This is a genomic window from Streptomyces sp. H27-C3, from assembly GCF_030063415.1.
Taxonomy (GTDB): domain Bacteria; phylum Actinomycetota; class Actinomycetes; order Streptomycetales; family Streptomycetaceae; genus Streptomyces.
Genome location: NZ_JASITA010000038.1, coordinates 1 through 17,835, shown reverse-complemented (window position 1 = coordinate 17,835; position 17,835 = coordinate 1). Strand labels below are relative to the sequence as shown.

Annotated in this window: 17 protein-coding genes and 1 rRNA gene; 4 read left to right on the top strand and 14 right to left on the bottom strand. The window is 69.4% G+C overall.

Annotation, left to right across the window (positions count from 1 at the left end; all coding sequences use genetic code 11):
• The first annotated feature begins 189 nt into the window (after positions 1-189).
• The gene (locus QMK30_RS29730) at positions 190-816 is read left to right on the top strand and encodes a class I SAM-dependent methyltransferase (protein ID WP_283521418.1); all 627 of its coding nucleotides are present in this window, start codon (positions 190-192) and stop codon (positions 814-816) included.
• Here QMK30_RS29730 and QMK30_RS29725 read toward each other — a convergent pair.
• From QMK30_RS29725 to QMK30_RS29705, 5 genes are all read right to left on the bottom strand, one after another.
• Positions 813-2,486 (bottom strand): bifunctional uroporphyrinogen-III C-methyltransferase/uroporphyrinogen-III synthase, encoded by a 1,674-nt coding sequence (locus tag QMK30_RS29725; RefSeq protein WP_283521417.1) that lies wholly within the window; start codon positions 2,484-2,486, stop codon positions 813-815. The genes QMK30_RS29730 and QMK30_RS29725 overlap by 4 nt on opposite strands.
• Positions 2,483-3,439, bottom strand: a complete 957-nt coding sequence (gene hemC, locus QMK30_RS29720) for a hydroxymethylbilane synthase (protein WP_283521416.1) — start codon at positions 3,437-3,439, stop codon at positions 2,483-2,485. Before hemC ends, QMK30_RS29725 begins: the two co-directional genes overlap by 4 nt.
• A complete protein-coding gene (locus QMK30_RS29715) occupies positions 3,436-5,100 on the bottom strand; it encodes a glutamyl-tRNA reductase (protein WP_283521415.1) in 1,665 nt (554 codons plus the stop codon). Before QMK30_RS29715 ends, hemC begins: the two co-directional genes overlap by 4 nt.
• A complete protein-coding gene (locus QMK30_RS29710; RefSeq protein WP_283521414.1) occupies positions 5,097-5,870 on the bottom strand; it encodes a redox-sensing transcriptional repressor Rex in 774 nt (257 codons plus the stop codon). Before QMK30_RS29710 ends, QMK30_RS29715 begins: the two co-directional genes overlap by 4 nt.
• 272 nt (positions 5,871-6,142) lie before the next feature.
• Complete coding sequence (locus QMK30_RS29705) at positions 6,143-6,418, bottom strand: glutaredoxin family protein (RefSeq protein WP_283521413.1); 276 nt, start codon at positions 6,416-6,418, stop codon at positions 6,143-6,145.
• Between the two features lie 124 nt (positions 6,419-6,542).
• Between QMK30_RS29705 and QMK30_RS29700 the strand changes: the two genes are divergently transcribed.
• The 3 genes from QMK30_RS29700 (at position 6,543) to QMK30_RS29690 (ending at position 10,115) form a co-directional block, all read left to right on the top strand.
• On the top strand, positions 6,543-7,499 hold the full coding sequence (locus QMK30_RS29700; protein ID WP_283521412.1) for an HAD family hydrolase: 957 nt from the start codon (positions 6,543-6,545) through the stop codon (positions 7,497-7,499).
• Positions 7,500-7,889: 390 nt separating this feature from the next.
• Positions 7,890-8,672, top strand: coding sequence for an ECF subfamily RNA polymerase sigma factor, BldN family (locus tag QMK30_RS29695; protein ID WP_283521411.1), 783 nt, complete (start codon positions 7,890-7,892; stop codon positions 8,670-8,672).
• Positions 8,673-8,915: 243 nt separating this feature from the next.
• On the top strand, positions 8,916-10,115 hold the full coding sequence (locus QMK30_RS29690) for a DUF5667 domain-containing protein (protein WP_283521410.1): 1,200 nt from the start codon (positions 8,916-8,918) through the stop codon (positions 10,113-10,115).
• 440 nt (positions 10,116-10,555) lie between these two features.
• Here the strand turns inward: QMK30_RS29690 and QMK30_RS29685 are convergent, their stop codons facing one another.
• The 9 genes from QMK30_RS29685 to rrf form a co-directional block, all read right to left on the bottom strand.
• Positions 10,556-11,659 carry a lysophospholipid acyltransferase family protein gene (locus QMK30_RS29685; protein ID WP_283521409.1) on the bottom strand — a complete coding sequence of 368 codons (1,104 nt, stop codon included), beginning with the start codon at positions 11,657-11,659 and terminating at the stop codon, positions 10,556-10,558.
• Between the two features lies 1 nt (position 11,660).
• Complete coding sequence (locus QMK30_RS29680; protein ID WP_283521408.1) at positions 11,661-12,698, bottom strand: NAD-dependent epimerase/dehydratase family protein; 1,038 nt, start codon at positions 12,696-12,698, stop codon at positions 11,661-11,663.
• 171 nt (positions 12,699-12,869) lie between these two features.
• Complete coding sequence (locus QMK30_RS29675) at positions 12,870-12,968, bottom strand: 30S ribosomal protein bS22 (RefSeq protein ID WP_003948845.1); 99 nt, start codon at positions 12,966-12,968, stop codon at positions 12,870-12,872.
• Positions 12,969-13,078: 110 nt separating this feature from the next.
• The gene (locus QMK30_RS29670) at positions 13,079-13,291 is read right to left on the bottom strand and encodes a helix-turn-helix domain-containing protein (protein ID WP_283521407.1); all 213 of its coding nucleotides are present in this window, start codon (positions 13,289-13,291) and stop codon (positions 13,079-13,081) included.
• 128 nt (positions 13,292-13,419) lie between these two features.
• The gene (locus QMK30_RS29665; protein WP_283521406.1) at positions 13,420-14,235 is read right to left on the bottom strand and encodes a phosphatase; all 816 of its coding nucleotides are present in this window, start codon (positions 14,233-14,235) and stop codon (positions 13,420-13,422) included.
• Between the two features lie 371 nt (positions 14,236-14,606).
• A complete protein-coding gene (locus tag QMK30_RS29660) occupies positions 14,607-15,779 on the bottom strand; it encodes an acetoin utilization protein AcuC (protein ID WP_283521469.1) in 1,173 nt (390 codons plus the stop codon).
• On the bottom strand, positions 15,748-16,956 hold the full coding sequence (locus tag QMK30_RS29655; RefSeq protein WP_283521405.1) for an MFS transporter: 1,209 nt from the start codon (positions 16,954-16,956) through the stop codon (positions 15,748-15,750). The genes QMK30_RS29660 and QMK30_RS29655 overlap by 32 nt, the downstream gene beginning before the upstream one ends.
• Before the next feature lie 43 nt (positions 16,957-16,999).
• On the bottom strand, positions 17,000-17,644 hold the full coding sequence (locus QMK30_RS29650) for an HAD family hydrolase (RefSeq protein WP_283521404.1): 645 nt from the start codon (positions 17,642-17,644) through the stop codon (positions 17,000-17,002).
• Positions 17,645-17,712: 68 nt separating this feature from the next.
• Positions 17,713-17,829: ribosomal RNA gene (gene rrf / locus QMK30_RS29645) — 5S ribosomal RNA — on the bottom strand.
• Between the last annotated feature and the right edge of the window lie 6 nt (positions 17,830-17,835).

Genomic DNA, 17,835 nt, shown 5'->3' with positions numbered 1-17,835 from the left:
CCACGCGGCCCACGTCGAACCCAATGTATGGATCCGACACAGCGCGCACCCTCACGTCGCCGAAGGGCTGCTGCCATCCATCGGTTAAATGCCAAGGTCAGGGGGGGCAAAGACGGGTTCTCGCCGAGCGGATCAATATGCGTCCAGGCTGGTCCGGTGCCATGCTGGAAGTGAGACACGGAGGCCGCGATGGGGTTCTACACCGACCAAGTGGTGCCGCGGATCATCAATGTCGCCTGCGGGGTGAAGGCAGCCGAACCACTGCGGCGCCGGGTCTGCGAGGGGCTGAAAGGCGAAGTCGTCGAGCTCGGTTTCGGCACGGGGCACAACGTCCCCTTCTACCCGCCCACCGTCACCGGCGTAGCCGCGGTCGAGCCTTCCGATGTCGGATGGAGACTTGCCGACGACCGCATCAGGGCGGGACGGGTCCCGGTGCGGCGGGCCGGCCTGGACGGGCAGTCGTTGCCCTTCGAAGACGACAGTTTTGACGCCGCTCTGTCCACTTGGACGCTGTGCACCATCCCCGATGCCGATACCGCTCTGCGTGAAGTGCGGCGTGTCCTGAAACCCGGAGGGACTCTGCACTTCCTCGAACACGGACTGGCCCCGGAAGAGGACGAGCGGGTACGTCGCTGGCAACGACGGCTCGAGCCGGTGAACAAGCGGCTCTTCGGCGGATGCCACCTCACCCGGCCGACCGTCGACCTGCTGACGAACGCAGGGTTCACGATCACGGCACTCGACGCCTTCTACGAGCAGGGCGTACCGAAGGCTATGGGCGCGGACTCCCTCGGTACCGCCGTGTCGGCCTTCTAGGTCGTCCGCCTCCGGCGAGACCCCGGCCGCCGCTCACTCGGCCGGGCGACATGCTCTCCCGCCTCAAGCGCCGCAACCCGCCGCTGCGCCCCGAACTCCGCGAGCGCCTCGGCCAGCTTGTGCACGGACGGCTCCGGCGAGAGCACATCGACCCGGAGCCCGTGCTCCTCCGCGGTCTTGGCCGTAGCAGGCCCGATACATGCGATCACGGTCACATTGTGCGGCTTACCCGCAATACCAACGAGATTCCGCACGGTGCTGGACGACGTGAACAGCACCGCGTCGAACCCGCCCCCCTTGATCGCCTCGCGCGTGTCCGCCGGCGGCGGCGAAGCCCGAACCGTCCGGTACGCGGTGACGTCGTCGACCTCCCACCCGAGCTCGATCAGCCCGGCGACCAGCGTCTCGGTCGCGATGTCGGCCCGCGGCAGGAAGACGCGGTCGATCGGGTCGAAGACCGGGTCGTACGGCGGCCAGTCCTCCAGCAACCCCGCCGCGGACTGCTCACCGCTCGGCACGAGATCCGGCTTCACACCGAACTCGACCAGCGAGGCGGCGGTCTGCTCGCCGACCGCCGCGACCTTGATCCCGGCGAAGGCACGCGCGTCGAGCCCGTACTCCTCGAACTTCTCCCGGACGGCCTTCACCGCGTTCACCGACGTGAAGGCGATCCACTCGTACCGCCCCGTGACGAGCCCCTTGACCGCCCGCTCCATCTGCTGGGGCGTGCGCGGCGGCTCGACCGCGATGGTCGGGACCTCGTGCGGCACGGCCCCGTAGGAGCGCAGTTGGTCGGAGAGCGAGGCCGCCTGCTCCTTCGTCCGCGGTACGAGCACCCGCCAGCCGAAGAGCGGCTTGGACTCGAACCACGAGAGCTGGTCGCGCTGCGCGGCGGCACTGCGCTCACCGACCACGGCTATGACGGGCTGGTGGCCGTCCGGTGACGGCAGCACCTTCGCCTGCTTGAGGATCTGGGCGACCGTGCCGAGCGTCGTGTTCCAGGTCCGCTGGCGGGTCGTCGTACCGGCGATGGTGACGGTCATCGGGGTGTCCGGCTTGCGGCCGGCCGAGACCAGTTCGCCGGCCGCGGCGGCGACCGAGTCGAGCGTGGTGGAGACCACGGTCGTCGCGTCGCTGGCGCCGATCTCCGCCCAGCAGCGCGCGTCGGCGGTGCGGGCGTCCACGAAGCGGACGTCGGCACCCTGCCGGTCGCGCAGCGGCACACCGGCGTACGCGGGCACGCCGACCAGCGTCGCGACACCCGGGACGACCTCGAAGGGGATGCCCTCGGCGGCGCAGGCGAGCATTTCCTCGCCCGCGTTGCCGTCGAGACCCGGGTCGCCCGATACCGCACGGACCACCCGCCTGCCGCCCCTCGCGGCCTCCATGACAAGATTCACCACGGAGCTGGAAGTAAGCGGCGTCTTGATGGCGGGGATGCCGGCGGCCTTTGACGCATCGTCAACTGCCGTCAGCTGAGGTGTGCTTACACCTGCCCGGAGATGGGCGCGTACGACATCGAGAACATGCGGCTCGGCGATCAGTACGTCGGCGCTCGAAAGCGCTTCGACTGCGCGCAGCGTCAGCAGCCCCGGATCTCCGGGGCCGGCACCGAGGAAGGTGACATGCCCGGGTGCGGAGGCGGCCGAAAGTGCAGAGGTGGGGCTCATTGTGCTCGCTCCCCCATAAGACCGGCCGCACCCTTCGCGAGCATTTCGGACGCGAGTTCGCGCCCGAGTGTCATCGCGTCGTTGTGCGACGTGGGTACGGGACCGGTGATGGACAGCTGCACCAGCTCGGAGCCGTCGGGCGTACCGACAGCACCGCGCAGGCGCATTTCGTTGACAACCTGCCCGTCGGCCAACAGGTCGGCCAGCGCACCCACAGGTGCACTGCAACCGGCCTCCAGGGCGGCGAGCAGGGATCGCTCGGCGGTCACGGCGACCCGGGTGTACGGGTCGTCGAGCTCGGCGAGCGCGGCGGCGAGGTCGACGCTTGTCGCGGCGCACTCGACTGCCAGGGCCCCCTGGCCGGGGGCGGGCAGGACGACATCGACCGAGAGGAACTCGGTCACCTCGTCGATCCTGCCGATGCGGTGGAGACCCGCGGCGGCCAGAACCACCGCGTCCAGTTCCCCACTTCGTACAAATCCGACACGAGTGTCGATGTTCCCGCGGATCGGCACGGTCTCAATGGTGAGTCCGTGGACACGCGCGTACGAGTTGAGCTGCGACATGCGTCGCGGCGATCCGGTGCCGATGCGCGCACCGGGCGGCAGCTGCTCAAAGGTCAACCCGTCCCGGGCGACGAGGACATCACGTGCGTCCTCGCGCTGCGGCACGGCGGCGAGCAGCAGGTTGTCCGGCTGAGCCGTCGGCAGATCCTTGAGCGAGTGCACCGCGAAGTCCACCTCACCGCTGAGCAGCGCGTCGCGCAGGGCGGTGACGAAAACGCCGGTACCGCCGATCTGCGCGAGGTGCTCCCGCGAGATGTCCCCGTACGTGGTGATCTCCACCAGCTCGACGGGGCGCCCCGTGATCTGGCGCACCGCCTCGGCGATCTGTCCGGACTGAGCCATGGCGAGCTTGCTGCGCCTGGTTCCAAGCTTCAAGGCATTGGTCATGCCCGGCCTCGATTTCCACCGTTGGTGTCGTTCAGGTCGGCCCGGCTGACGGCGGCGACCGTCTGCGGGTCGAGGTCGAAGAGTTCACGCAGCGCGTCCGCGTACCCGGCGCCGCCGGGCTCGCTCGCGAGCTGCTTGACCCGCACCGTGGGCGCGTGCAGGAGTTTGTCGACGACACGGCGCACGGTCTGGGTGATCTCCGAGCGCTCCTTGTCGTCCAGGTCGGGCAGCCGGCCTTCCAGCCGCGCGACCTCGTTCGCGACGACGTCGGCGGCCATGCTGCGCAGGGCGACGACGGTCGGCGTGATCTGGGCGGCGCGCTGGGCTGCGCCGAAGGCGGCGACCTCGTCGGAGACGAGGGAGCGCACCTGGTCAACGTCGGCGGCCATCGGCGCGTCCGCGGAGGCTTCCGCGAGCGACTCGATGTCCACCAGGTGTACGCCGTCGAGCCCGTGCACCGCCACGTCGATGTCACGCGGCATGGCCAGGTCGAGCAGCGCGAGGCGCACCGGCGCACCGGCGTCGGCCCCGAGCCGGGCCCTGCGGGGCCGCGCGACGGCCGTGCCCTTGTCGGCCCAGGCGCCGTGCTGCTCCAGCGGGTCGACGCCACCGCCGTGCCGGGCGCCGGGCAACGGGACGGCCCTCTCACCGGGCGAGGCCACGGCTTCGGCGGCCTCCGCCAGGGCGGGGTCGGCAGCGGGGTCGGTCAGATTCAGGGTGGCCGCGCCGGCGGACACCGGGCAGCCGGGGGCCGCGCTCTCGCCCTGGTCGACGGCGGTGGAGCCGCTAGTGGCGAGGGCGGGCACGGCGGACAGGCCGAGCGCGGTGGCGATGTCGTCGGCCGTCAGGACCAGGCCGGTCGCGCCGGTGCACGAGACGACCACGTCGACTCGTGTCAGCTCCCGTGCCACGCCGTCCATGGGTACGGCGTGGACGACCACATCGGGGCCACCGGTCTCGGCCAGGATCTCCGCCAGCCTCTCGGCGCGCGCGTGCGTCCGGTTGGCGACGACGATCTCGCTCACTCCGGTGCGTACGAGCGTCGCCGCGGCCAGCGAGGACATCGAGCCCGCGCCGATCACCAGCGCCCGCTTGCCCCCGGCCCACTCGGCGACCGGGGCCGCGGTGGGCACGCCGGCCGCGAGCTGTTCGAGGCCAAAGGTGACGAGCGACTGCCCGGCCCGGTCGATGCCGGTCTCGGAGTGCGCCCGCTTGCCGACGCGCAGCGCCTGCTGGAAAAGGTCGTTGATCAGCCGGCCCGCGGTGTGCAGCTCCTGGCCGCGCGCGAGCGCGTCCTTGATCTGCCCGAGGATCTGGCCCTCGCCGACCACCATCGAGTCGAGACCGCAGGCCACCGAGAAGAGATGGTGGACGGCCCGGTCCTCGTAGTGCACGTACAGATAGGGAGTGAGCTCTTCGAGCCCCACTCCGCTGTGCTGGGCGAGCAGCGTGGACAGCTCGGCGACGCCCGCGTGAAACTTGTCCACGTCGGCGTACAGCTCGATGCGGTTGCACGTGGCGAGCACGGCGGCCTCGACGGCCGGCTCCGAGGCGAGCGTGTCCTGGAGCAGCTTGGCCTGCGTGTCCGCGGCCAGCGACACCCGCTCCAGCACGCTCACCGGTGCGCTGCGGTGACTCAGCCCTACGACCAGAAGACTCATGTCGGCATCACGGCGGGAACGTCCCCGTCGGGTCCCTTCCGGCTCGCCGCGGAGGCGCGCGCGACGGGCTGCGCGGCGGCAGCGGCGGCTGCCTCTGCGGCGGCACCCTCGCCTGCCTTGCGCTGCTCGTGGAACGCGAGGATCTGCAGCTCGATGGAGAGGTCCACCTTGCGTACGTCGACACCGTCGGGGACGGTCAGCACGGTGGGCGCGAAGTTCAGGATGGAGGTCACGCCGGCGGCGATGAGCCGCTCGCTGACCTGCTGGGCGGCGCCGGCCGGGGTGGCGATCACGCCGATGGAGACGCCGTTGTCCTCGATGATCTTCTCAAGTTCGTCGGTGTGCTGGACGGGCATCCCGGCGACGGGCCTGCCCGCCATCTCGGGGTCCGCGTCTATGAGCGCGGCGACCCGGAAGCCGCGGGAGGCGAACCCGCCGTAATTGGCGAGCGCGGCGCCGAGGTTACCGATGCCGACGATGACTACCGGCCAGTCCTGGGTCAGGCCGAGCTCGCGGGAGATCTGATAGACGAGGTACTCCACGTCGTATCCGACCCCGCGCGTCCCGTAGGAGCCCAGGTACGAGAAGTCCTTGCGCAGCTTCGCGGAGTTGACCCCCGCGGCCGCGGCCAGCTCCTCGGAGGAGACCGTGGGGACCGAGCGCTCGGAGAGAGCGGTCAGGGCGCGCAAGTACAACGGAAGTCGGGCGACGGTGGCCTCGGGAATGCCTCGGCTACGGGTCGCCGGTCGGTGAGTTCGGCCAGTTGCCACGGTGCTCCTGCGGGATGAGCGGGGCTGCAGGCGGCCGTATGTCCCAGGACCGCCCCGTCGACTGCAGGCTATGCCTTTGTGAACGCGTGCACAAAGATGATGTCTGATTTGTCCAAGCAAAGTGACCGGGGTCACGCAGCGCGCTCGCCCGGTCCCGGAACCACGGACCACGCGGCCTCGCTGAAGACCCGAAGGGGGCAAAGCCGTACACACTCCTCACGTCCACGCCCCCGGGACCGCTCAAATCGCCCACGATGGTAGCCGGGTTTCGGTCAGCCCCCCAGCGCCTTGCGCAGTCTGGCCGCATCCACCCGCCAGAAGGTGTGCTGCTCACCGTCGACCAGCACCACCGGAATCTGCTCCCAGTACGCCCGGTGCAGCTCCTCGTCCCGCGTGATGTCCTTCTCCTCCCAGGCCGCGCCCACCTCCTCGCACACCGCGGCGACCACGGCGCGCGCGTCGTCACAGAGATGACAGCCGGGCTTGCCGACCAACGTGACCAATCGCTCGTCGGGCCTCTTCTTCGTACGCCTCAGCAGGGGGCTCATACCGCCATTGTGGCCCTGTGCTGCCGCATCGCGTTCGGCCGTGTAACGCCGTGGTTCCAGAGAGTTCACGTCACCGCATCCCCGCTCGTCCGGAACTACCGAACAGACTGGCTATGCTCACGACATGGCCGCACTGGGATGGCTCACCCCCCGTAGGCGCTCCGCCACCGCGCGGAGTGTGCTGGCGGGAGAGGCAGCAGCCGAGGCAGCACGCAAGACGTCGCAGGAACTCGACGCGCTGGAAGGACTCGGCGCGTACGGGTCGACCTCGTCCGTCACCCCACCGGAACCCGAGTTCCCCGTCGCCGGCGATGTACACGCCGCCGCGTTCTTCGATCTCGACAACACCGTGATGCAGGGCGCCGCGATCTTCCACTTCGGTCGCGGTCTGTACAAGCGGAAGTTCTTCGAGCGCCAGGAGCTGGCCCGCTTCGCCTGGCAGCAGGCCTGGTTCAGGCTGGCCGGCGTCGAGGACCCCGAGCACATGCAGGACGCCCGTGACAGCGCTCTGTCCATCGTCAAGGGCCATCGCGTCTCCGAGCTGATGTCCATCGGCGAGGAGATCTACGACGAGTACATGGCCGAGCGCATCTGGCCGGGCACCCGCGCGCTGGCCCAGGCGCACCTCGACGCGGGCCAGAAGGTCTGGCTCGTCACCGCCGCCCCCGTCGAGACCGCCACGATCATCGCCCGCCGCCTGGGCCTGACCGGCGCGCTCGGCACGGTCGCCGAGTCCGTCGACGGCGTTTATACGGGCAGGCTGGTGGGCGAGCCGCTGCACGGCCCCGCGAAGGCCGAGGCCGTCCGCGCCCTGGCCGCCGCCGAAGGCCTGGAGCTGGCCCGCTGCGCGGCGTACAGCGACTCGCACAACGACATCCCGATGCTCTCGCTCGTCGGACATCCGTACGCCATCAATCCGGACTCCAAGCTGCGCAGGTACGCCCGCGACCGCGAATGGCGGCTGCGCGACTACCGGACCGGGCGCAAGGCGGCCAAGGTCGGCATCCCGGCGGCCGCCGGCCTCGGCGCCATCGCGGGCGGCACCGCCGCCGCCATGGCCCTGCACCGCCGCCGCCGCTAGGGTCTGTCCGGCCCCGATCGCCGGACAGACCCGGCCCGCACGGCGGCCGGGGCCGGCGCCCCGCAGGGCGGGAGCGCGCGCGTACCGATGGGCAATCCGGGTCTCTACCCCCTGCGCCCCCCGCCAGTCCCAGCACTTCCACTCGGGCACAACAGATCCAGCAAACACTCAGCTACCGAAGCGAAATGATCAATAAACGGTCACAATCCGCGACTTGATCCGCCACTTAGACGCTACAGAAGCGACTGAACCGGTGATTTCCGCAACTGGGTGTAGCACTGCCTGTACGAAGCGTTATTCTCCTCAGACGCATACGGGAACCTGCTCATCAATACGATGAGCGAACGGACCCGCACTGCACGTGATGGAAGCTCTGCCTCTGGGAGTCCCGTGTACCCACACGTCGGGGTTGACGCCTCGGGCCTGGCTACGCTGCGCGCAACGGTCGGCGACCGCTTGCGCGGCTTCGTCCCCACCGCGTACGCCGTCCCCGCCCTTGCCACCCCTGCACTTGTCGGCCCTTGCTACGCCCTGGCCGACGGCGGTGCGGCGGTCGGCAGACGCAGCCGTGGCGCCGGTTCGGGCACCGGCACGTCCACCGCCCGTCGGCCCAGTGCCGACAGCGACAGCGCCCGCATGATGGACCTCGTAGAACGCGCTCAGGCCGGCGAGGCCGACGCGTTCGGTCGCCTCTACGACCAGTACAGCGACACGGTCTACCGCTACATCTATTACCGCGTCGGCGGAAAGGCGACCGCGGAAGACCTCACCAGCGAGACGTTCCTGCGCGCCCTGCGCAGGATCTCCACCTTCACCTGGCAGGGCCGTGACTTCGGCGCCTGGCTGGTCACAATCGCCCGCAACCTGGTCGCCGACCACTTCAAATCGAGCCGATTCCGCCTCGAAGTGACCACCGGCGAAATGCTCGACGCGAACGAGGTCGAGCGCAGCCCGGAGGACTCCGTCCTCGAATCCCTTTCGAACGCGGCGCTGCTGGAAGCAGTCCGCAAGCTCAACCCGCAACAGCAGGAATGCGTGACCCTGCGCTTCCTGCAGGGCCTCTCGGTCGCCGAGACGGCCCGCGTGATGGGCAAGAACGAGGGGGCGATCAAGACGCTGCAGTACCGGGCCGTCCGCACCCTCGCCCGTCTCCTGCCCGCTGACGCCCGCTGACGCCCGCCGCCATCCGCCGACCGGTCGACCACAACTCACAGTTGGTGACGCCTCGATGACGCTGTGGTCCGATCATCCTTCGCGCGTAACCCAAGTGCCACGGCGCTCGTTGTGCGGGATGCAGGCTCCCTGCGGTCACGCCATGTCCGCAGCCACTCACTCAATCGAGTGGATGTGCTCATGGCGTGCAATCTTCCGGACCCCCAGGGGAGTCGATCGTCATGACGAGAGGAGGTGCCGCCAGTGATCGCGAATGTCTCGGCACACCGGCGGGCGAACGCCTTCGCCCAGGCCCTGGAGGATCAGAATCCCCAGGGCGCGGCGGCAGATCAGCCCGAGGCCACGGCCGAAGGGCCGGCTCAAGGACGGCTGTTGACCCTGGCGAACGGTCTCGGCGAACTGCCGTCACCGCAGCTGGATCCAGAGGTCAAAGTGGTGCAACGGGCGCAGCTCATTGCCGCCATGGAAGCCATGGTCGCCGAAGGTGGTGCGCCGGCGGGCCCGCAAGTGCCCGAACAGCGCACAGGGCGCGGCGCCCATCGGGCCACGCTCCGGAAATTGCGCCCCCGCTCCCGCTGGTCGAAGGGCATTGCCGCGGGCGGACTCACCGTCGGTGTGGCCGCAGGAGCCTTCAGCGGAGTAGCCGCTGCAAGCTCCGACGCCCTGCCAGGTGATTCGCTGTACGGGCTGAAGCGCGGCATGGAAGACGTCAAGCTCGGCCTGGCGGGTGACGACGCCGACCGGGGTGAGATCTACCTCGACCAGGCGTCCACCCGTCTCCAGGAGGCACGTCGCCTCATGGAGCGTGGCCGGGTATCGGATCTGGACCATGAGCAACTGGGCGAAGTAAGACACACGCTACGCGGAATGACACACGACGCCGGTGAAGGCCATCGCCTGCTCCACCGGGCGTACGAGCGTGACGGCTCGATCGGCGCCATACAGACGCTGTCGTCCTTCACCAAGTCCCACCGGGACGCCTGGAGCAGCCTCCGCGACCGGCTGCCGGTGCAGCTGGCCGATGTGGGCAACCAGGTGAGTTCGGTCTTCGCCGCCATAGACGAAGACGTCGCACCGCTGCAGTCACTGCTGCCCCGCACCCCGGAGTCGGGCCGCAGCCCCGAGCGCCCGAGCTCCACCCAGGACCGCACCGGCTCGTCCGGTACGGACCGCCCGGCACCCTCCACGCCCGCCTCTTCCGGCGGCCGCACAGGTGACAACAGCAAGCCGCAGCCGCCGTCCGCACCGGACAGCTCCAAGGACGACGGCCTGCTGGGCGGCGGGACGGGCGGCCTGCTCGACCCCCCGAAGAGCGAACCCACCACCCAGTCACCACCCCCGGGCAGGGGCACCAACAAGCCCCCCACCCCGGAAGTGACCCTCCCCCCGCTGCTCCCGGGCATCCTCCCGGGCTTGGGCATCGAAGGCGAGGACGTGCCGTAGAACGACGGATGTGCGTGTGGGGCCCACTCTTCCTGAGAAGAGTGGGCCCCACACGCAGTTCGAGACCCACCGCAGGGCCGACCATGTCACCCGACCCGGCGCTTGAGGACGGGGACCGGCAGGTAGCCCGACCACTTCGCCCCACCCCACCCGCCTCGACCCCGCCCACTCCAGCCGTCCGGCGCCTGAGGACCGGGACCAACCCGTGGGACCGCCCCCGCGTTCCCCCACCCCGCCCACTCCAGCCCATCCGGCGCCTGAGGACCGGGAGCGGGGCGTGAACCGGCTACTCCCACCCCACCCCGGCCCACCTCAGCCGTCCGGCGCTTGAGGACCGGGGTCTGAGGGCGGAGCCCCAGTTGCGGGGAGGGGCGGGTAGGGGAAAGCCCCGCGCAGCGGCCCACCCGCACCAACACCCAGCCCGCACCGCCCGCACCCACTCAGAAAAACACGGACCGCCGCTGCACCAGCAACTTGTACAGCGTGTGCTGAATCTGCTCCCGGACCTGATCCGTCAGATTGAACATCAGCATGGGATCCTCCGCCGCCTCCGCCGGATACCCCGCAGTAGGAATCGGCTCCCCGAACTGAATCGTCCACTTGGTGGGCAACGGCACCGCCCCCAACGGCCCCAGCCAAGGAAACGTGGGCGTGATCGGGAAGTACGGAATCCCCAGCACCCGCGCCAGTGTCCGCGAGTTGCCGATCATCGGATAGATCTCCTCCGCCCCCACGATCGAACACGGCACAATCGGCGCCCCCGCCCGCAGCGCGGTCGAAACGAACCCGCCCCGCCCGAACCGCTGCAGCTTGTACCGGTCGCTGAACGGCTTCCCAATCCCCTTGAAGCCCTCCGGCATCACCCCGACGACCTCACCCCGCCGCAGCAGCTCCTCCGCGTCCTCCGCACAGGCCAGCGTGTGCCCGGCCTTGCGGGCCAGCTCGTTCACGACGGGCAGCATAAAAACAAGATCTGCCGCGAGTAGCCGCAGGTGCCGCCCCGCCGGATGGTTGTCGTGCACCGCGGCCTGAAGCATCAGCCCGTCGAGCGGCAACGTCCCCGAGTGGTTGGCGACGATGAGCGCCCCGCCCTCCGACGGGATGTTCTCGACGCCCTTCACCTCCACCCGGAAGTACTTCTCGTAGATGGGCCTGATCATCGACATCAGGACCTTGTCGGTGAGCTCCTCGTCGTAACCGAACTCATCGACCTCGTAGTCACCGGTGAGCCGCCGCCTCAGGAACGCGAGCCCGCCCGCGATCCGCCGGTCCCAGCCGCCGGCACCCGGCTCGCCCGCCGATCCCGCCGGGCCGGCCAAGTCCACCGAGCCCGTGGCCCCGCGCCCACCGCCCTCGGGCTCCGCGCCGAGCACCGCGTCGTCCGGCGCCGTCTGCTGCTCCGGTACGGGCGCGAGCGCCCCGCCCTTGCGCCCGGAGGCCCGCTTCGCCTTGGGGTCCTTCGCGGCGGCGTCCTTGGCCTTGGGCCTGGCTGCTCGCCTCGTCCTCGGTTCATCACCGAAGGGGATGACCTTGGCATCGGCCATGTCAGGTGCGCTCCTTGTTGACGAGAGTGGAGAGCCGGTCCACGCCACGGGCCACTGCCTCCGGCGGCAGCAGCCCCGCGCCCCGGCTGCGCGCGAAGTCCGCGAAGGTCTCCGCCGTCGTGTACTTGGGGGCAAATCCCAGTGTCTCCCGCATCTGGGTCGTCCGGACCACCCTGCCGTGCGTGAGCAAACGAATCTGCTCGGGAGAGAAGTCCGTGATCCCGATGGTCCGCAGCGCGGACCCGACCCATGTGACGGCGGGCAGCAGCACCGGCACGGTCGGCCGGCCGAGCCGCCGCGAGCACTGCGACAGCAGCAGCACCCCGTCGCCCGCGACATTGAAGGTGCCGCTGTTCAGCGTCCCGCGCTGCGGGTCGTGCGATGCGATACGCAGGACATCCATCACGTCGTCCTCGTGGACGAACTGGAGCCGCGGGTCGTAGCCGAAGACCGTCGGCAGCACCGGCAGCGAGAAGTACTCGGCCAGCGGGGAGTCGGCGCAGGGCCCCAGGATGTTCGCGAAGCGCAGCACGCACACGGCCACATCGGGCCGGCGCCGCGCGAAGCCCCGCACATACCCCTCGACCTCGACCGCGTCCTTCGCGAAGCCGCCGCTCGGCAGCGACTTGGGAGACGTGGTCTCGGTGAAGACGGCGGGGTCACGGGGCGCCGATCCGTACACGCTCGTACTGGACTTGACCACGAGCCGCTTCACCGTGGGCGACTTCTGACACGCGCCGAGCAGCTGCATGGTGCCGATGACGTTGGTCTCCTTGACCGACGTGCGGCTGCCCGCGCTCAGCGGCATACCTGTGACATCCATGTGCACGACGGTGTCCACGTGGTGCTCGGCGAGAACACGCGCGATGCCGGCCTGGCGGATGTCCGCCTGCACGAAATCGGCGCCGCCCAAGTGGTGCTCGGGATAAACGGCGTCGATACCGATCACCCGGTCCACGTCGGCATCACGCTGGATACGCCGCACAAAACGGCCCCCCAGCTGCCGGGCCACACCTGTGACGAGCACGACCTTGCCCAAGATCAGCGCCTTCCCTAGGTCCCCTAGCGCCACCGTAGCGGTTGGTTGTCGCGCTGTGATGACCGCACCGCACCCGAGGTGACCGCAGCCACCCCGTGCGTCACACCGTAAACGCACCGCAGCCCCTCCACCAGGACGGTGGAGGGGCTGCGGTTCACGTACAGCTGTCGCTTACTTCTTGTTACGACGCTGAACACGGGTGCGCTTGAGCAGCTTGCGGTGCTTCTTCTTGGCCATCCGCTTGCGCCGCTTCTTGATAACAGAGCCCACGACTACCCTCGCTCACTTCTCTTCACTCGGTGCGGGGCGTCTGGGCCCACACGACCTACGAGGGCCTAGCCTACCCGCCACCGGGTGAGGGAGGTAATCCGAGGTGGACGTCAGCCCGCTTCCACCCCCACGAAGGACTCGCGGAGGTACTCGTGAACCGCTTGCTCCGGAACCCGGAAGGACCTGCCCACCCGGATCGCCGGCAGATGACCACTGTGCACCAAGCGGTACACGGTCATCTTCGACACTCGCATTACCGAAGCGACTTCCGCGACGGTCAGAAACTTGACCTCATTGAGAGGCCTCTCGCTGCCAGCAGCCATGACCCACCTGTACCTTCCGCACCCGACGCGCACCGGCTTCCCCTCCGGTGACTCTTCGTCGTTGTGCGCTCACTCCCCAGACTAGGGGCGGGTGATGCGAGTGGGGAAGAGGAGCAGCCATCGGCCGCCTACTGTGACAGACACGCTCGATTGAGTACATAGCGAGTAAGCGGTCGGTAGTAATCAGACCGCACAGCGTCATCAAGCGGAACGGCGACGGACACCCGCCCCTCGGCCTCTCCGACGAACAGCGCGGGGTCGTCCGTATCCGCCAGGCCGATGGCCTCAATGCCGAGCTGACCTGCGCCGCAGACCCATCCGTGGTCTCCGACGACCAGCTCGGGGAGGGGTCCGTCACCCTCGGCCGCAGCGGCCAGCGCGACCCGAATCGGGAGGGGGGAATGGGAGTGTGCGCCGGTCTCACTCGCGGGCCCACGCGCGCCGGGTTCGCGCATCAGCGCGACTCCCCGTACGTAGTCAAGGTTGTACGTGCGTACGCCGAACCGGGTCGTTATGTCGATACATCGCCCCTGCGCGGAGGTGAGCACGACGCACCCCGCCGCCGACAAAGCGTCTGCCAACGCGGCGTAGAACCCGAGCAGTCGGTGCGGATGCCCGGTCCCGAAGAGCACCGTCGATCTCCGCGCGGCGGCCTCTCCCAGCCGCCCGGCGAACGCACCCAGCGCCGCCAATGTCCGTTCGGGGTCAATCACATCAGGCCCCACCGTATGCGCGGGATCGTCCGACACCCCGCACTTCTCGGCCATCAGAGCCATCACATCACGCGCACCCCAGGGCAGTTCGGGCTCCAGCCCGAGCAGTACACGGGGATCGCGGGCGGCAAAGGCCCGGTAACTCCGCAGGCTCACCTCCCGAGAGGTGGCCACGGGCCCGGCCAACCGAGCCGCCAACAGATGCGCACGCAACGCGCCGGTACTCAACACCCGCCACATGCTCCCTCAATCCCCCGCGCCCCGTACCAAAACCCCGGATACACCGCACAGTTGGCGTAACAGCCCGTACGCTCCCGGGGCCCAAGGGGCGTACGGCACCACAGAGACCCACCCCACCCAACAACTCCCAGCCCGTCCGACGCCTGGGACCGGGCCCCGTCCTGCCGTCCTGCCCACTCCCACCCCACCCCGCCCATTTCAGCCCCGTCCGGCGTTTGAGGACCGGGGTCTGGGGCGGAGCCCCAGTTTCGGGAAGGGGCGGGTAGGGGAAAGCCCCGCGCAGCGGCCCACCCGCACCAACACCCAGCCCGCACCTACCCTCGAGCCCACACCCCGACCAAGCCCCACCCACGCATCCCCCGCTACGGCAACATCCCCCGCAACGGAAACACCGCTCGCCGCGCCGCCAACACCGCCTGATCCAGCCGATCCGCAGGGTCGTACCCCGTATCCCACCCCCGCCAGGCCGGCGTCCGGCCGTCGGTCATCCTCCCCGGCCCCAACTGCCGCGTCCGCGCGTACACCTCGTCCTGCCAGGACGCCGGAATCACCGACTCCGGCTCGATCGGCCGGTGCGCCGCAATCGCCACCAGATGCGTCCAGGACCGCGGTACGACGTCCACCACCGCGTACCCGCCCCCACCGAGCGCGACCCACAACCCGCCCTCCACGTACTCGTGCGCGAGGTCATGACACGCCGCCTGCACCGCCCGCTGCGCATCGAGCGAAACCGCCAGGTGCGCCAATGGGTCGTCGAAATGTGTGTCCGCGCCGTGCTGAGTCACCAGCACCTGAGGACGGAAATCCGCCAAAAGCTCCGGCACCACCGAATGGAACGCCCGAAGCCACCCCTCATCCCCCGTCCCCGCCGGGAGCGCCACATTCACCGCGCCGCCCTCCCCCGCGCCGCCGCCCGTCTCCTCGGGCCACCCGGTCTGCGGGAAGAGTGTCCGGGGATGCTCGTGCAGCGAGATCGTGAGCACCCGAGGGTCCTCCCAGAACGCTGCCTGGACCCCGTCGCCGTGATGAACGTCAACATCCACATAGGCGACCCGCTCGGCCCCCAGCTCCAGCAGCCTGGCGATCGCCAGGGCCGCGTCGTTGTAGATGCAGAAGCCCGCCGCACTCCACGGCATCGCATGGTGCAGCCCGCCCGCGAAATTCACCGCGTGCGCGGCCTCCCCCCGCCAGACAGCCTCCGCCGCCCCCACCGACTGCCCGGCGATCAGCGCCGCCGCCTGGTGCATCCCGGCGAAGGCCGGATCGTCGACGGTCCCGAGCCCGTACGATCCGTCCGCACCCCGCGGATCCGCCGACGCGGCCCGTACCGCCGCCACATAGTCCTCGCGGTGCACGAGCCGCAGCGTCGAATCGCCGGCCGCCGGCGCGGCCACCACGTCCACCGCCCGGTCGAGCCCGTACGCCCGCACCAACCCCATGGTCAGGTCGAGTCTCACCGGGTCCATCGGGTGGCTCGCCCCGAAGTTGTATCCCGTTACCGCGTCATCCCACATCAACAGTGCGCGCCCGCTCATGCCCGCCACCGTATCGGTCGCCCTCAGTGGCGAACGACCGGGCGTACACCAGCGTCACCAGCACCAGAACCATCGGTACGAGCATCGCGCCCCGATAGCTCCACGCGTCCCCGAGCGCCCCCACCAAGGGCGCCCCGACCAGGAATCCCACGTAGTTGAAGACATTGATCCGAGCAATGGCCGCGTCGCTCGCCCCGGGGAACATCCGCCCCGCCGCCGCGAACGTCTGCGGCACGATCACACACAGCCCGAGCCCCAGCATCGTGAACCCGACCATCCCCACGCCGACCCCGGGCGCCAGCGCCACCACCCCGAACCCCGCCGCGGCCAGCACAGTCCCGCACCGCACCACGGCCACCGCCCCGAAGCGCCGCACCCCCAAGTCCCCGACGGCCCGGCCCAGCAGCGTCGTGACCATGTAGATGTTGTACGGAAGGGTCGCCGTCTGCTCGGACGAACCGAGCACGTCCTGGAGGTACTTGGCACTCCAGTTGGAGACCGTCGAGTCCCCGATGTACGCGAAGGTCATCACCAGGCACAGCGGCAGCAGAAGCTTGAACCCGACCTCGGGCGCACTCTTCTCGCCCGCCCGCACGGGTTCCACCGGCGACGCGGCCACCCCGTCGACGTACCACCGACTACCGATGAGCGCGGCCGGCAACAACACGGCCACCACCGGCAGATACGAGACGAACAGCGCCAACTCCGCACGCGCGCCGACCCAGGCGAGCGAAGCACCCACGATCCCACCCAGGCTGTACGTCGCGTGGAAGCCGAGCATGATGCTACGCCCGTACATCCGCTGAAGACTCACCCCCAGCATGTTCATCGACGCGTCCAGCGCCCCCACGGCCAGCCCGAACGCCCCCAGCGCGACAGCGACTTGCCATACCTCACGGCCGGACCCGACCCCGAGCAGCGCCAGCAGCACCACCGGTTGCGACCACCTCAGCACCACACTGGGCGGGATCCGCTTCACCAACTGCTCGGTGGCGACGCTGCCGACGCCCGCCAGAATCGGCACGGCGGCCAGGAAGACGGGCAGCAGCCCGTCGGATATCCCGTACCGGTCCTGGATGGCGGGCAGCCTGGTCACCAGAAGCGCGAAGGCCACGCCCTGCGTGAAGAAGCTCAAACCCAAGGAGGCCCTGCCGTGCCGCAGGCGCGTGTCTGTCATGGCCGCACAGCGTAGGCCTGTCACTTACCCATGGGTAGATGGATCACACAAGCAATCCTCGGAGCTCCCCCAAGTCGGAGAAGAACCCGGTCGCCCCGGTCAACCGCTCGGCAGGAGTCATGGCCGTGAACCCGTACACGTCCATGCCCGCCGCCTTGGCCGCCGCCACCCCCAGTGGGCTGTCCTCGACCACCGCGCAGCGGTCCGCGGGTACGCCCATCTGTTCCGCGGCGTAGAGGAACAGGTCCGGTGCGGGCTTTCCGCGCCCGACGTCCTGCGCGCTGAAGATCCAGCTGTCCTCGAACCACTCGTCGAGCCCGGTCACCATCTGCCCGACCCGGATCCGCTCGTGGGTGCCGGAGGAGGCGACACAGTAGGGCACCCCGTCCGCGACGAGTTTGCCCAGCACTTCCGCCACCCCGGCCACCGGGGTCAGCTCGCGCTCGAAAGCGGCGAAGATGCGGGCGTGCAGGGTCTCGTCGAAGTTCTCCGGCAGCTGCCGCCCGGTCCGTTCCAGCACAAGGTCGTGCACCCGGTGCACGGCGGCCCCCATGTAGTCGCGCAGTGAGTCGTCGTACGAGGTGGGGTGCCCGAGCTCGGTCAGATAGCCGGCCAGGATGTTGTTGGAGATCGGCTCGCTGTCCACGAGCACGCCGTCGTTGTCGAAGATGATGAGGTCGTATCGCATGCTCCGACCCTAAACGCAAAAAAGCCCCGGCTCCTGGACATAAGTCCAGGAGCCGGGGCATAAAAATTGTTCGGCGGCGTCCTACTCTCCCACAGGGTCCCCCCTGCAGTACCATCGGCGCTGAAAGGCTTAGCTTCCGGGTTCGAAATGTAACCGGGCGTTTCCCTAACGCTATGACCACCGAAACACTA

Bases quoted from the DNA above. Each gene is read 5' to 3' on its own strand.
- QMK30_RS29700 (WP_283521412.1), top strand. From the start codon at position 6,543: ATGGCCGCACTGGGATGGCTCACCCCCCGTAGGCGCTCCGCCACCGCG.
- QMK30_RS29725 (WP_283521417.1), bottom strand. From the start codon at position 2,486: ATGAGCCCCACCTCTGCACTTTCGGCCGCCTCCGCACCCGGGCATGTC.
- QMK30_RS29650 (WP_283521404.1), bottom strand. From the start codon at position 17,644: ATGCGATACGACCTCATCATCTTCGACAACGACGGCGTGCTCGTGGAC.
- QMK30_RS29655 (WP_283521405.1), bottom strand. From the start codon at position 16,956: ATGACAGACACGCGCCTGCGGCACGGCAGGGCCTCCTTGGGTTTGAGC.
- QMK30_RS29685 (WP_283521409.1), bottom strand. From the start codon at position 11,659: ATGGCCGATGCCAAGGTCATCCCCTTCGGTGATGAACCGAGGACGAGG.
- QMK30_RS29715 (WP_283521415.1), bottom strand. From the start codon at position 5,100: ATGAGTCTTCTGGTCGTAGGGCTGAGTCACCGCAGCGCACCGGTGAGC.
- QMK30_RS29670 (WP_283521407.1), bottom strand. From the start codon at position 13,291: ATGGCTGCTGGCAGCGAGAGGCCTCTCAATGAGGTCAAGTTTCTGACC.
- hemC (WP_283521416.1), bottom strand. From the start codon at position 3,439: ATGACCAATGCCTTGAAGCTTGGAACCAGGCGCAGCAAGCTCGCCATG.
- QMK30_RS29705 (WP_283521413.1), bottom strand. From the start codon at position 6,418: ATGAGCCCCCTGCTGAGGCGTACGAAGAAGAGGCCCGACGAGCGATTG.
- QMK30_RS29660 (WP_283521469.1), bottom strand. From the start codon at position 15,779: ATGAGCGGGCGCGCACTGTTGATGTGGGATGACGCGGTAACGGGATAC.
- QMK30_RS29730 (WP_283521418.1), top strand. From the start codon at position 190: ATGGGGTTCTACACCGACCAAGTGGTGCCGCGGATCATCAATGTCGCC.